Here is a 14,329-nt window from a genome sequence, read left to right as displayed (position 1 = left end):
TATGTCGTGCCCGGTTATTGAGCTGACACAGCAACTTATTCGTCGCCCCTCCCTGAGTCCGGATGACGCAGGCTGTCAGGCATTAATGATTGAACGCCTGCGTAAAATCGGTTTTACCATTGAGCATATGGATTTTGGCGACACGCAAAATTTTTGGGCATGGCGTGGGCGTGGCGAAACGCTGGCGTTCGCCGGGCATACTGACGTCGTACCGGCTGGCGATGTCGATCGCTGGATCAATCCGCCGTTTGAACCTACGATTCGCGACGGAATGTTGTTCGGTCGCGGCGCGGCGGATATGAAAGGTTCACTGGCGGCCATGGTGGTGGCTGCTGAACGTTTTGTTGCGCAGCATCCTCATCACCGGGGCCGCCTCGCGTTTTTGATTACCTCTGATGAGGAAGCCAGCGCAAAAAATGGCACCGTAAAGGTGGTTGAAGCGCTGATGGCCCGTAACGAGCGGCTGGATTACTGTCTGGTCGGCGAACCTTCCAGTACTGAAATTGTGGGCGATGTCGTCAAAAACGGGCGTCGCGGTTCCCTCACCTGTAACCTCACTATTCATGGCGTTCAGGGGCACGTCGCCTATCCGCATCTGGCGGATAACCCTGTTCATCGCGCCGCGCCTTTTCTTAATGAACTGGTCGCTATCGAGTGGGATCGGGGCAATGACTTTTTCCCGGCCACCAGTATGCAGGTAGCCAATATCCAGGCAGGCACCGGCAGCAATAATGTCATTCCGGGCGAACTGTTCGTGCAGTTTAACTTCCGTTTCAGCACGGAACTGACCGATGAGATGATCAAAGAGCGGGTACATGCGCTGCTTGAGAAGCATCAGCTGCGTTATACCGTAGACTGGTGGCTTTCCGGCCAGCCGTTCCTGACCGCACGCGGCAAGCTGGTGGACGCGGTGGTAAACGCCATTGAGCACTATAATGAAATTAAACCGCAATTACTGACGACGGGCGGTACGTCCGACGGACGTTTTATCGCCCGTATGGGAGCGCAGGTGGTAGAACTGGGGCCGGTGAACGCCACCATTCATAAAATTAATGAATGTGTGAATGCCGCCGATCTCCAGCTACTGGCTCGTATGTATCAACGTATTATGGAACAGCTCGTCGCCTGATGAGCGTTCCTGTAAGAGGAAATAAGCATGGACTGGCTGGCAAAATATTGGTGGATTCTGGTATTGGTGTTTCTGGTAGGCGTACTGCTGAATGTGATCAAAGATCTCAAACGCATCGACCATAAGAAATTCCTTGCCAATAAACCTGAGCTGCCCCCGCATCGCGATTTTAACGATAAGTGGGACGATGAAGAAGACTGGCCGAAGAAAGATCAGCCGAAAAAGTAACCGGATAACATGCCGGACAGGTATCGCTATCCGGCATGGTCCCCACCGCCGGGCATTACGTCGCGTAAACGCTGCGTTCGTCCGGCATCCAGCACAATCAGCGCCTGCGCCGCCTGCGCACGCTGCAACGCCAGCAGAGCTTTACGGCCTGAAATGCGTAGCCGGGCGCACAGTTCGGCATCGCTGGCTTTTTCCTCCAGCCGTCCTCTCAGCGCCGGTAACGGCAATGCGCTGCATTGCAGTAAACGATGCAGGCAACCTAGCGATGTCAGTAGCGGGCGGTGCGCGAACGCAAAACCGACCAGCTCACGCCAGTCTTCATCATTAAGCGCCTGTTCGCGTAACGCCGCCAGCGGTATCGCCTCGCCGTTCCACTGCGTCAGGATATCCGCATCGCGGCGTAAACGCCGGTGTTCCTGTTGCGCCAGCCGTTTTCCCGCGTCGCTCAGCGGCAATAACGCCATCGCCGTATAGCAACCGCTGCTCGCCTCCCGATGGTTGCCCATCCGTACCAGCACAAAGCCGCAACGTTGCCAGAAACGCCACAGCTCCGGCGTATAGCCGAAGCTGACGGAAAGATAATCACACTGCGCCGCCTGCATGCACGCGCAGGCAATCAACTGCTGACCGATGCCTTCACGCTGGCGAGCGGGGTGCACTGCGATACGGCTTACGCGACGCCCGACCAGCGTCGCGGCTAAAGGGTCGCTACCGTGCGCCGCCAGCGACTGCGCCACCAGATTTCCACGCGGACGCCGGAAACCGGCCCATACAGCCTGACTGAGTTCTGCGGATAACCCGCCCTCTTCGACCAGCCAGAGGGCACCCGCCACACGGTTATTCGCCGTGGCCTGCAAGAAATGCTGTCCTGGCGCATCCATCATTCGGCGCAGATCCAGCGGCGAAGTACGATAGTGCGCCCCCGACAGTAACTGATACACAGCCCTCGGCAACGCGGGCGTCTCCCCCCAGGCCTGTTGGTAAAACGCCGAGATTGCTATCGCGCCATGTGGCGCCTGCGCAAACGCTTCATCGTCGAATATCAGCGCCTCGCTGACGATATTTTCCAGCGGGCATTCTGGCGCCCAGCGGACAGGCTGACGAAGCGTGAAGCGGTGAAGCTGCGGAAAACGGGCGCAAAACTTAAGTAAAAAACCTCGTCCGGTGCCTTCGTAGCCCTGAACGGTGGTGGTGAGTAGTATGCGGGGAAAGCGCGAAACCAGTTGCAGCAGCAGCGGCGTGGAGATTGCCGCCGCCTCGTCAACCACCAGCCAGTCGGCTCTTGCCCCGCTCGCCAGCAGCGCATCCGGCGCCATAAAGCAGAACCGCTCACCGGCAAACGCTGCAAGGATATCCGTTGCCGTTTTCGCCGGTGCGGTCACGATAGCCGTGCCCGCCATCCGGGAGATGAATTGCCCGGCCAGCGCCGATTTGCCGCGCCCACGGGGGGCAATCACCGTCGCCACGCCGGGCGGCATTTCACGTAAACGCGATAAGATAGCCGCCTGCTCCGGCTGCGGCTCGCCGGTGGCGGGTCGCCAGCGTTCACGGGAAGGATAAGATGGCCAGCAAAACGGCTGGCGCTGTCGCCAAAGCAGCGTTTGCGGATCGCGGGAAAGAGTCCGTTTAAGATGCTGTGCAAACTGCGGTGTGGGGATAGGCTGCGCGCAGTCGCTCCAGCGCAGTGAATCGATATCAGGCCTGCTTTCCCACGTCTCATACGGCGGCATCAGCAGAAGCAGCCAGCTTCCGGCCTGCAAGGTCCCGCTCAGGGCGGCAAACGCTGCGGCGTCAAAGCCCTGCCAGGCATCAAATATCGCATGACGGAATTCACGGCCCAGCAGCGTTTGTAACGCCTGTGGCGTACAGCGCGGCTGCGCGGGCGCGTCAGGCGCAACCCACAGCCAGTCACCGGGCAGCGCAGCGCGTATCGCCTCGGCCCGCTCCCGGCACCACGCCGCATCGCCGCTGATGACCAGTAAACGGCGAATGCCTTCCTGTGTCATTTGCGACGTTAACGCCTGTAGCGCATCGATATCAGACATCCCTGCCCCGGTTTATCAAAAGTTTTTGCCAAACGTATTACATTGCGCCGGGTCACCGCTGTCAAATCCACGCTTAAACCAGCTGTAGCGCTGTTCTGAGGTGCCGTGGGTAAAACTATCCGGCACGACGCGCCCCTGCCCCTGCTGCTGTAAGCGATCGTCGCCGATAGCCTGTGCGGCATTGAGCGCCTCTTCCAGATCGCCCGCCTCCAGTACGCCTTGCTGCTGCATACTGTGTCCCCACACGCCGGCAAAGCAATCCGCCTGTAGCTCCATGCGCACCGAAAGGCGATTCACCTCCGTTTGCGACGCGTTTTGCTGTAACTGGCGTACTTTCGGCTCAATACCTAACAGTTTTTGTACGTGGTGGCCGACTTCGTGGGCGATGACATAACCCTGGGCAAAATCACCGTCCGCGCCCAGCTTATTTTTCATATCATCGTAAAATGAGAGATCGATATAGACGGTGCCGTCCGCCGGGCAGTAAAACGGCCCCATCACGGACTGACCCGCACCACAGCCGGTGCGCGTCATACCACGGTACATCACCAGTTTTGGCTGCTGATAGCCGCGCCCCATTTTTTGAAAGAGTTGCCCCCAGGTATCTTCGGTCGTCGCCAGAATCACCGAGGTAAATTTTGCCGCTTCATCATCATTGGGGCTTATCGAACGCGTCGACTGCTGCTGCGAAATCGGCTGACCGGTCAACAGACCGGTTAAATCCACCCCATAGTACCCCGCGACCAACACCACCACCAACAGAATGATGCCGCCTTTTCCGCGCGGAAGACGAAAGCCAGGGCCACCCAGAGAGGGGCCGCCTGGCCGATTACGTCTGTCCTCTACATTGTTGCTTTCACGACGCCCTTGCCAGCGCATAATCACCTCATTCTCTCTTTGTTATACAGATGATCGTAGGCGGTCAGGCGCAGGATTACCACAGGTAAACGCTATCAGAATGAGGAAAGGATGATACCGGAGAGCGGTTGCCCCCCGGTCAGAAGCGGAATTAATCTAATTTCACGCCCAGGCGATGCGCGACGGCTTCATAGGCTTCAATCAGACCGCCCAGACTCTGGCGGAAGCGGTCTTTGTCCATTTTGTCCAGCGTCTCTTTATCCCACAGGCGGCTACCGTCCGGTGAAAACTCATCGCCCAGCACCACTTCGCCTTTATACAGGCCAAACTCCAGTTTGAAATCCACCAGGATAAGACCCGCGTCATCAAACAGTTTTTTCAGTACGTCGTTGGCTTTGTAGGTTAACTCTTTCATACGCGCCAGATTTTCCTGACTTACCCAACCGAACGTTTCACAGTAGGAACTATTCACCATCGGGTCGTGCAGCACGTCGTTTTTCAGGAACAGATCGAATATCGGCGGGTTAAGCTCCATGCCTTCTTCCACGCCCAAACGCTTGACCAGCGACCCAGCCGCACGGTTGCGCACCACACATTCAACCGGCACCATCTCCAGCTTCTTCACCAGACACTCGGTATCAGACAGCAAACGTTCCATCTGGGTCGGGATGCCCGCCTCGGCCAGTTTGGTCATAATGAAATGGTTGAATTTGTTATTTACCATGCCCTTGCGATCAAACTGTTCAATGCGCGCGCCATCCCCTGCTGACGTATCATTGCGGAATTCGAGCACCAACAGGTCCGGGTTTTCCGTGCTGTATACGGTTTTCGCTTTACCACGATACAACTCAGCTTGCTTTTGCATCTTTAACACTCCTGGGTGTGAATTAACGATAAGTATTCATTTCCTGCTACGCCTGCCGGAGACGTCGGCCTGTAATTGTGGTGCGAAATAGCGGTTAAATCGCGTTTTTGTACCGACGCACACGTTTGCGTATCTTATCAGAAAAAAGGGCCGGATTACTCCAGCCCTGTTAAATTACTTGTTGAACGCTGCCTGGAAGACGGCAACCAGCGCGTCGTTCTGGCTTTGCGTCAGAGTATGCCCCTTAGGATCGATAAACTGCAAGCTGCTGCGGTTATCTAAATCGCCGACCTGCAATTTATAGTCTCCGGATGCCAGGCCCGGGTCGCTAGCGCCCAGATCCCGCCAGTCGCTGTCAGACAACGGTTTGTACGTTACCGCCATGCTGCCCTGAGAGCGAGTGCTGTCGGTGACTTTCATGCCCACTTTTTCCAGCGCGGCCGGGAGGCGTTGCCACACGAGGTTGAACGGACCGCGAACGACCAGCATAGGTAAACCGGTATCATCAGCGGCGCTCTGCACATCCATCGTTGCGGCGGAACGGTTCTGCGCGGCATTTGCCGCATCCGTAGCGGTCTTATCCAGACCGGCGGAAATGACGTTCATCATTTCAGTGCTATAGCGCTGCAGCGACGCCGCGTCAGCGACCGGCTTGCCAGCCTGTTCCAGATTAACCAGTTTTACCGTTACCGCCTGCTGATAGCCCTGCGGCTTCACCGAGATTTGATAACGTCCGCGATACTGTTCGTCTTCATCCAGGCGGTTCCAGTTCACCCAATCGGTCGTCAGGGTCTGGCTGGCATCGTCACGTTTTTCAATCGGATAATTTTTCGCCTGAATCACGCTGACGACTTGCGGCCACAGCGTGCTGCTCCGGCCATTCTCCACCAATAACGTAGCGGTATCGCCAGAGAACTGGGTACGCGCGCCGCTCACTAACGCTAACGGCTGCGCCGGCGGACGGATATCCAACGCCTTACCAACCGCGCCGCTCCCCTTCGTGACCGGAATAACGTAGTCGCCGGTCGTTATCGGCAGGATCATTCCTGCCGGGGCGTGAAGTTCAGCAAGCGGCGCGGCATCCAGATAGGATTCATCGCCGCTTACCTGGCGCTTGTAGCGCGAATCGGAACTACAGGCAGCGAGCAGCAAAACAAGCGAAACACCCGCAACCTTCGCCAGGCGCGACTTTTGTACTGAGTAAGCCATCAAATCTCCCTAAACTTTACAGCAGGCCAGCATGCTGAAGCGCTGCTTTGACGATGTCACGACCATGGTCTGTGATAGGCGTCATTGGCAGGCGCAGCGTGTCGGTCGCCACAAGACCCAATGCCTTACATGCCCATTTCACCGGGATAGGATTGGGTTCGACAAATAGTTTGTTGTGTAACGGCATCAGACGCTGGTTGATAGCGCGCGCCTCGGCAAATTGCCCTTCCGCCGCCAGTTTGCACATGTCAGCCATCTCGCGCGCCGCTACGTTAGCCGTAACGGAAATCACGCCATGACCACCCAGTTGCATAAAGTCCAGCGCAGACGCGTCATCGCCGCTAAGCAGAATAAAATCGTCTGAAACCAGCTCTTTGATCTGGTGAACGCGGGTTAAGTTCCCTGTCGCCTCTTTGATAGCGATAATATTTTTTATTTCCGCCAGACGACCCACGGTTTCCGGCAACATGTCGCAACCGGTACGGGACGGCACATTATACAGAATTTGCGGCAAGTCAGTGTGTTCCGCGATGGCTTTGAAATGCTGGAACAAACCTTCCTGCGTGGGGCGATTGTAGTACGGCGTTACCGTCAGGCAGCCAACAATGCCGCTATCGTTAAAACGCTGCGTCAGGCTAATCGCTTCCGCGGTCGCGTTTGCGCCCGTGCCGGCGATAACCGGAATACGTCCGTCAGCCAGTTCCAGCGTCATCATCACGACATCGCCATGTTCATCATGGCTTAGCGTGGCAGACTCGCCGGTAGTGCCAACCGAAACAATCGCCGAGGTACCGTTGGCGACATGATAATCAATGAGTTTTTTCAGGCAAGACCTACTGACGTTACCTTTCTCATCCATCGGCGTAACAAGCGCGACAATACTTCCCGTGAACATGGGCCATCCTCTGTGCAAACAAGTCTCTCAATGGTACGTTTGGTATGGCAATAAAAGCAAGCGACCAAAGCCGTTCTGATTGTTGTATGCAGGTTTTTTTTATGGTTTCCTTAAGATTACCTCACCGCTCAAAGGAATAACTGGTTTGACACCGTCATCACAACACTATTTGGTTATCACTGCGCTGGGCGCCGACAGGCCCGGTATTGTGAATACCATTACTCGCCATGTCAGCAGTTGCGGCTGTAATATCGAAGACAGCCGACTGGCGATGCTGGGCGATGAATTCACGTTTATTATGTTGTTGTCCGGCACGTGGAACGCGATTACCTTGATTGAATCGACATTGCCGTTAAAAGGCGCGGAGCTGGATCTGCTGATTGTGATGAAACGGACGTCCGACCGCCCCCGCCCGGCAATGCCCGCGACGGTATGGGTTCAGGTTGAGGTCGCCGACTCCCCGCATTTAATTGAGCGATTCACCGCGCTGTTTAATAGTCATGAAATGAATATTGCGGAGCTGGTCTCCCGCACACAGCCGGCTGAAGGTGATAAAGCTGCGCAATTATTTATTCAAATCACCGCACATAGCCCGGCGTCGCAAAATTCCGCAAATATTGAGCAAGCCTTTAAAGCACTATGTACAGAACTCAATGCGCAAGGCAGTATAAACGTCGTCAATTACTCACAACATGATGAACAGGATGGAGTTAAGTAATGAATCCACTGAAAGCCGGTGATATCGCACCGAAATTTAGCTTGCCGGATCAAGACGGGGAACAAGTAAATTTGACCGACTTCCAGGGACAGCGCGTTCTGGTTTATTTCTACCCAAAAGCCATGACACCCGGCTGTACCGTGCAGGCCTGCGGCTTACGCGATAACATGGACGAGCTCAAAAAAGCAGGCGTGGACGTGCTGGGCATCAGCACCGATAAACCTGAAAAACTCTCCCGTTTCGCTGAAAAAGAGCTGCTGAACTTTACCCTTTTGTCCGATGAAAACCATCAGGTGTGTGAACAGTTCGGCGTCTGGGGCGAAAAGTCGTTTATGGGCAAAACGTATGACGGCATTCACCGCATCAGCTTTTTGATTGACGCTGATGGTAAGATTGAACACGTCTTTAATGATTTTAAAACCAGCAATCACCATGATGTGGTGCTGAACTGGCTGAAAGAAAACGCGTAAAAGCCTCAGGCCGCGCTGATGTGCGGCCTGGAAAGGGAATGTGCCGTCAGGCTTGCCGCGCCAGACGCCCTTCTCCGGTAATCACCAGATCGGCATCTTTAACCGCCTGCTCAAGCTGTAGCGTTTCCACGACAATCTCTACGTCGGCGCGTAACTCCGCATTGAGCAATCCTAAAAGCGCGCCGCCCATTCCACCTGCCGCGCCCGCGCCGGGAGCGTTAATCACCTCACGTCCCGTAGCCTGATAAATATGCCGGCCCCAGTTTTCCAGCGCCTCGTCCAGGGTGTTCACCATTTCCGCTGTCGCCCCTTTTTGTGGGCCAAAGATGGCCGATGCGCCCTGGGGACCACACAACGGATTGTTGACATCGCACGCCTTTAAGCTGATTGGCGGTAGCGGTAGCGGAATCAATTTCTACAATACAGTTTTCCTTCAGCAGCGAGAATTTTGTAGGTTCCGACAATAAAAATGCCGCAACACGGCGCGGCATTAAAAAAAGAGCGGCTTTCTAAGCGCTTGTCCCTCATCAGGCGTGCGCAAAATGGCGGCAGGGCACTATGATGTCGTTCACGCTTTACGACTTTCGTACAGACCGCTCAGGATGAGGCATCCGTCACCTGACCATCCGGCCAGGCATGGACAACGGCTTTAATCAGCGTCGCCAATGGAATGGCGAAAAACACTCCCCAGAAACCCCACAGACCGCCGAAAATCACCACTGACAGAATAATCACCAGCGGATGCAAATTCACCGCTTCGGAGAAAAGTACCGGTACCAGCAGATTGCCATCCAGCGCCTGAATAATCAGATAAACGGCAAAACAGCTCCAGAATTCCGTCCCCAGGCCAAACTGAAACAGCGCGACGCCCACCACCGGAATTGTCACCACAAAGGCGCCGATATAGGGGATCAGAACCGAAAAGCCCACCAGTACCGCCAACAGTAGCGAATAGTTGAGGCCAAACAGCAAAAAGCCCAGCCAGGTCGCTACGCCCACCACCACCATCTCCAGCACTTTTCCGCGGATATAGTTGGTGATCTGCTGATTCATCTCATTCCACACCTGCCCCGCCAGCCCGCGATTACGCGGCAGCACGCGGCGCACGGCATTCAGCATCTGCTCTTTATCTTTTACCAGGAAAAAGACCATCAGCGGCACCAGCACCAGATATACAGCCAGCGTCAGTAGCCCGACTAACGAAGCCAGCGAATACTTCACCACCGAATCGCCCATGTTAAGCATCCGGGTACGCATGTTTTCCGCCATCGCATCAATAATGCCCGCATCCATCAGCGCCGGATAGCGTCGCGGCAAGGTCGCGGCAAAATCGGACAGTTTATTCAGCATACCGGGCATATCACGAATCAGGTAAATACCCTGCTGCCAGGCAATCGGCATCACCACAAACGCCATTAATAACAAAATGCCGACAAAGAGGATAAGGACAATGGAGGCTGCCCAGCGCCGGGAACAGCCAATCGCCTGCAGGCGCGCCGTCGGCCACTCCAGCAGGTAGGCCAGTACGATAGCGACCAGCAGCGGCGCTAACAGGCCGCTAAAGAAAAAGAGGATGCTAAAACCAGCCACCAGAATGACCAGCAAGGCAATCGCCTCCGGGTCGCTGAAGCGACGGCGATACCATTGCATTAACATTTCGAGCATAAAACCCTTCCCAGAACTCAACTGCGGGATTGTGATGCCGAATTGTATCGAAATGTCACAAAAAAGACTTCGCTTTTTATCGTTGATTCAGGAAACTAAAACAGTGAGTCTGTGCTCATCACAGTTACACTTATGAAGTGTCGGAGCGTGGAACGATATTTCACGACGTTGGTCAAAGGGCTATCTCAAAACAACAGGATAGAGGTTATGTTCAGGCAGTTGAAAAAAAACCTGGTGGCAACCCTCATTGCAGCATTGGCTCTCGGTCAGGTCGCGCCCGCATTTGCCGACCCTGCCGACACGCTGCCCGATATGGGAACCTCGGCAGGAAGCACGCTTTCTATCGGACAAGAGATGCAAATGGGCGACTTTTATGTGCGCCAGCTACGCGGCAGCGCGCCGTTAATCAACGATCCGCTGCTGGTGCAATACATTAACACGCTGGGTATGCGTCTGGTCTCGCACGCCGACTCCGTCAAAACGCCCTTCCATTTTTTCTTGATCAATAATGACGAAATCAACGCGTTCGCGTTCTTTGGCGGCAATGTGGTGCTGCACTCGGCGCTTTTTCGCTACGCGGATAACGAAAGCCAGCTAGCTTCAGTCATGGCGCATGAAATCTCCCACGTGACGCAGCGCCATCTGGCGCGCGCGATGGAAGATCAAAAGCGCAGCGCGCCGCTTACCTGGGTGGGCGCGCTGGGTTCCATTTTGCTGGCCATGGCCAGCCCACAGGCCGGTATGGCGGCGCTAACCGGTACTCTGGCGGGAACGCGCCAGGGAATGATAAGTTTCACCCAGCAAAATGAGCAAGAAGCCGACCGTATTGGTATTCAGGTACTGCAACGCGCCGGATTTGACCCACAGGCGATGCCCTCTTTCCTCGAAAAACTGCTCGACCAGGCGCGTTACTCCACGCGTCCGCCTGAAATTTTGCTCACTCACCCCTTACCGGAAAGCCGCCTTGCGGATGCCCGCAACCGTGCCAACCAGATGCGCCCGGTCGTGGTGCAATCTTCCGCCGACTTTTATCTCGCCAAAGCGCGCGCCCTGGGAATGTACAATTCCGGACGTAACCAGCTCACCAGCGACCTGCTGGATCAGTGGTCTAAAGGCAACGTGCGTCAGCAACATGCGGCGCAATATGGCCGGGCGTTGCAGGCGATGGAAGCGAGCAAGTACGATGAAGCGCGCAAAACGTTGCAGCCGCTATTAAGCGCGGAGCCGAACAATGCCTGGTATCTTGACCTCGCCACCGATATTGACCTGGGGCAGAAAAGAGCCAACGACGCGATTAATCGCCTGAAAAATGCCCGCGATCTGCGCGTTAATCCTGTGCTGCAGTTAAACCTCGCCAATGCGTACCTCCAGGGAGGCCAGCCGAAAGCGGCGGAAACCATTCTGAATCGCTACACCTTTAGCCATAAAGATGACGGTAACGGCTGGGATCTGCTTGCTCAGGCCGAAGCCGCGCTGAACAACCGCGATCAGGAGCTGGCGGCGCGCGCTGAAAGTTATGCGCTGGCGGGACGACTGGATCAGGCAATTTCACTGCTCAGTAGCGCCAGCGCCCAGGCAAAACTGGGTAGCCAGCAACAGGCGCGTTACGATGCGCGTATCGACCAGTTGCGCCAGTTACAGGAACGCTTCAAGCCATACACGAAAATGTAATCGCCGTTTATTAGCCGGATGGCGTCACAAGGAGAACTCATGACCGACACGATTAAAATCTACCATAACCCGCGCTGTTCGAAGAGCCGCGACACGCTGAACCTGCTGAAATCTAACGGCGTGGAACCGGAAGTGGTGCTTTATCTGGATACGCCCGCTGACGCCGCCACCGTGCGAGAACTGCTGCGTATGTTGGGCATGTCCAGCGCGCGCGAACTGATGCGCCAGAAAGAAGATCTCTATAAAACGCTTCATCTGGCGGATAGCCAGCTGAGTGAAGAGGCGTTAATCCAGGCGCTGGTTGAACACCCTAAACTGATGGAGCGCCCCATTGTGGTGGCAAATGGTCAGGCGCGCATTGGCCGACCGCCTGAGCAGGTGCTGGACATCCTCGGTTAACCGTTGAACGCCGCCGTCGCGGCGTATTACAGTTTCAGGATCTCTTTGACAAACGGGATCGTCAGTTTTCGCTGGGCAGTGATCGACGCATGATCGAGCTGATCCAGCGTCATAAACAGCGTGCGCATTTCGCGATCAAGACGTTTGAGTAAAAACCGCCCGACATCTTCCGGCAGTTCAAACCCCCGTAACCGGGCGCGCAACTGTAGCGCCTGAAGTTTGTCTTCATCGGAAAGAGGCTGGAGTTTATAGATTTGCCCCCAGTCCAGACGGGAAGCGAGATCGGGCAAGCCCAGATTTAACTGTCTTGGCGGACGATCGCCGGTGATCAATAACCGCGTCTTACCGGACTCCAGAATGCGGTTATAAAGATCAAAGATCGCCATCTCCCACAGTTCATCGCCAGCAACACACTCAATGTTATCAATACACACCAGCGAGAGGTGTTCCATACCGTCGAGCACTTCCGGCACGAACCAGGTGCGTTTATCGAGCGGGACGTAGCCTACCGCATCTCCACGCTGCGACAGTTCAGCGCAGGCGGCGTGCAGCAAATGGCTGCGGCCCGCGCCTTCACGCGCCCAAAGGTAGATATATCCACTATGTTCCTGGCGCAACACGTTTTGTAACGCGGCCAGTAGAGAGGCGTTATCCCCCGGCCAGAAACTTGCGAAAGTTTCGTCGTCAGGAAGATAAAGTGGCAAAGAGAGCTGTGCCGGTGTGTTCAGAGATACCTCAACCCAGGATGACATAAAATCGCGCTGAGTTTACCACATAATTCCCTTGAGATAGAACCGGGCAGCATCGCTGCCCGGCAACCCGTTACTGATGCGGAGACTCCGCATCATTTGCCTCCAGTACCACTTCTTCCGGACGCAACAGGCTAATCAGTTTAAAAATCAGGCTCAGGCAAATCCCGACGATGGTCGCCAGCGCCATCCCTTTCAATTCTGCCGCGCCGATATGCACTTTCGCGCCGCTCACGCCGATGATCAAAATCACCGAGGTGAGGATCAGGTTTTGCGCTTTGTTGTAATCGACTTTCGATTCGATCAAGACGCGAATCCCCGACGCGCCGATAACGCCGTACAACAGCAGTGAGACGCCGCCCATCACGGGTAACGGGATAATCTGAATCGCCGCCGCCAGTTTGCCGACGCAGGAAAGCAGAATGGCGAAAATCGCCGCGCCGCCGATAACCCAGGTACTGTAAACGCGGGTGATCGCCATGACGCCAATATTTTCCCCATAGGTGGTATTCGGCGTGGAGCCGAAGAAACCGGAGACGATCGTCGACAGTCCGTTAGCGAACATCGAGCGGTGCAAACCGGGATCGCGCACCAGATCTTTTTTGACGATATTCGCCGTCACCACCAGATGACCGACATGCTCGGCGATCACGACCAACGCCGCGGGCAGAATCGTCAGGATCGCGAACCATTCAAAACGCGGCGTATAGAAGGTCGGCAGCGCAAACCAGTGTGCCTGGGCAATGGGCGTGGTATCGACCACTCCCAGCGCGAATGACAGCGCATAGCCTGCCAGCACGCCGATCAAAATCGGAATGATCGCCAGGAAACCGCGAAACAGTACGGAGCCGAACACCGTCACCGCCAGCGTGACCATGGAGATGATAATTGTTTTCGTGTCCGGCGACTGCCCTTGCGCAGGCAGCAATCCGGCCATCCCCGCCGCGACGCCAGCCAGCTCCAGACCGATGACGGCAACGATTGCGCCCATTGCCGCAGGCGGGAACATCACATCCAGCCAGCCGGTGCCCGCTTTTTTAACGATGAAAGAAACCAGACAGAACAACACGCCGCACATAATAAAACCGCCCAGCGCCACTTCATAACCCAGCGGCAACAGCAGTAGTACCGGGGAAATAAAGGCAAAGCTCGATCCGAGGTAGGCCGGAATTTTACCTTTGCAGATAAAGAGATACAGCAGCGTTCCGATACCGTTAAACAGCAGCACCGTCGCGGGGTTGATATGAAACAGAACTGGCACCAGCACGGTCGCGCCAAACATGGCGAAAAGGTGCTGTAAACTAAGCGGGATTGTCTGTAAAAGCGGCGGTCTTTCACTCACCCCGATAGCACGGCGCGTCATAGTGTTTTCCTCTAAGTGTGTTTGTTATGAGTTGTTTTATTCAAAAAAAAGCCGACTCTTAAAGT

Annotated in this window: 14 protein-coding genes and 1 pseudogene; 6 read left to right on the top strand and 9 right to left on the bottom strand. The window is 55.4% G+C overall.

Features of this window, described 5'->3' with window-relative positions; genetic code table 11:
- Position 1 precedes the first annotated feature (1 nt).
- Positions 2-1,129, top strand: a complete 1,128-nt coding sequence (dapE, locus tag ACLJRH_RS17165; RefSeq protein ID WP_001277825.1) for a succinyl-diaminopimelate desuccinylase — start codon at positions 2-4, stop codon at positions 1,127-1,129.
- Positions 1,130-1,156: 27 nt separating this feature from the next.
- Positions 1,157-1,357 carry a YpfN family protein gene (locus tag ACLJRH_RS17160; protein WP_000383842.1) on the top strand — a complete coding sequence of 67 codons (201 nt, stop codon included), beginning with the start codon at positions 1,157-1,159 and terminating at the stop codon, positions 1,355-1,357.
- A gap of 26 nt (positions 1,358-1,383) precedes the next feature.
- On the opposite strand, the gene tmcA is transcribed toward ACLJRH_RS17160, so the two are convergent.
- The 5 genes from tmcA to dapA all read right to left on the bottom strand — a co-directional run bounded on the left by tmcA (position 1,384) and on the right by dapA (position 7,229).
- A complete protein-coding gene (tmcA, locus tag ACLJRH_RS17155; protein ID WP_023136448.1) occupies positions 1,384-3,402 on the bottom strand; it encodes a tRNA cytosine(34) acetyltransferase TmcA in 2,019 nt (672 codons plus the stop codon).
- Positions 3,403-3,417: 15 nt separating this feature from the next.
- The gene (locus tag ACLJRH_RS17150) at positions 3,418-4,281 is read right to left on the bottom strand and encodes a neutral zinc metallopeptidase (protein WP_001267519.1); all 864 of its coding nucleotides are present in this window, start codon (positions 4,279-4,281) and stop codon (positions 3,418-3,420) included.
- Positions 4,282-4,411: 130 nt separating this feature from the next.
- Positions 4,412-5,125 (bottom strand): phosphoribosylaminoimidazolesuccinocarboxamide synthase, encoded by a 714-nt coding sequence (purC, locus tag ACLJRH_RS17145; RefSeq protein WP_023223182.1) that lies wholly within the window; start codon positions 5,123-5,125, stop codon positions 4,412-4,414.
- 174 nt (positions 5,126-5,299) lie between these two features.
- Entirely contained in the window at positions 5,300-6,334 is a 1,035-nt protein-coding gene (bamC, locus tag ACLJRH_RS17140) for an outer membrane protein assembly factor BamC (RefSeq protein ID WP_000331877.1), read from the bottom strand.
- Between the two features lie 16 nt (positions 6,335-6,350).
- A complete protein-coding gene (gene dapA, locus ACLJRH_RS17135; protein ID WP_000494020.1) occupies positions 6,351-7,229 on the bottom strand; it encodes a 4-hydroxy-tetrahydrodipicolinate synthase in 879 nt (292 codons plus the stop codon).
- 145 nt (positions 7,230-7,374) lie between these two features.
- Here dapA and ACLJRH_RS17130 point away from each other — a divergent pair, with 145 nt between their 5' ends.
- Both ACLJRH_RS17130 and bcp read left to right on the top strand, forming a co-directional pair.
- Complete coding sequence (locus ACLJRH_RS17130; RefSeq protein WP_000189061.1) at positions 7,375-7,947, top strand: glycine cleavage system transcriptional repressor; 573 nt, start codon at positions 7,375-7,377, stop codon at positions 7,945-7,947.
- A complete protein-coding gene (gene bcp / locus ACLJRH_RS17125; protein ID WP_001068686.1) occupies positions 7,947-8,417 on the top strand; it encodes a thioredoxin-dependent thiol peroxidase in 471 nt (156 codons plus the stop codon). Before ACLJRH_RS17130 ends, bcp begins: the two co-directional genes overlap by 1 nt.
- 49 nt (positions 8,418-8,466) lie before the next feature.
- On the opposite strand, the pseudogene ACLJRH_RS17120 reads toward bcp, so the two are convergent.
- Both ACLJRH_RS17120 and ACLJRH_RS17115 read right to left on the bottom strand, forming a co-directional pair.
- Positions 8,467-8,793 (bottom strand): annotated as a pseudogene (locus ACLJRH_RS17120) (glycerate kinase); the annotation flags it as partial.
- A 221-nt stretch (positions 8,794-9,014) separates the two neighbouring features.
- Positions 9,015-10,082 carry an AI-2E family transporter gene (locus tag ACLJRH_RS17115; protein ID WP_000892056.1) on the bottom strand — a complete coding sequence of 356 codons (1,068 nt, stop codon included), beginning with the start codon at positions 10,080-10,082 and terminating at the stop codon, positions 9,015-9,017.
- 207 nt (positions 10,083-10,289) lie between these two features.
- On the opposite strand from ACLJRH_RS17115, the gene bepA reads away from it, so the two are divergent.
- Positions 10,290-11,753, top strand: coding sequence for a beta-barrel assembly-enhancing protease (bepA, locus tag ACLJRH_RS17110; protein ID WP_000489635.1), 1,464 nt, complete (start codon positions 10,290-10,292; stop codon positions 11,751-11,753).
- Positions 11,754-11,792: 39 nt separating this feature from the next.
- Positions 11,793-12,152, top strand: coding sequence for an arsenate reductase (glutaredoxin) (gene arsC / locus ACLJRH_RS17105; RefSeq protein WP_000132650.1), 360 nt, complete (start codon positions 11,793-11,795; stop codon positions 12,150-12,152).
- A 26-nt stretch (positions 12,153-12,178) separates the two neighbouring features.
- Here the strand turns inward: arsC and ACLJRH_RS17100 are convergent, their stop codons facing one another.
- Complete coding sequence (locus ACLJRH_RS17100; RefSeq protein WP_061835882.1) at positions 12,179-12,880, bottom strand: DnaA inactivator Hda; 702 nt, start codon at positions 12,878-12,880, stop codon at positions 12,179-12,181.
- 94 nt (positions 12,881-12,974) lie between these two features.
- Complete coding sequence (uraA, locus tag ACLJRH_RS17095; RefSeq protein WP_000198344.1) at positions 12,975-14,264, bottom strand: uracil permease; 1,290 nt, start codon at positions 14,262-14,264, stop codon at positions 12,975-12,977.
- Positions 14,265-14,329: the final 65 nt, after the last annotated feature.

This window comes from Salmonella sp. SAL04162 (assembly GCF_046551535.1).
GTDB lineage: Bacteria > Pseudomonadota > Gammaproteobacteria > Enterobacterales > Enterobacteriaceae > Salmonella > Salmonella enterica.
This window is presented reverse-complemented; position numbering and strand designations above follow the sequence as displayed.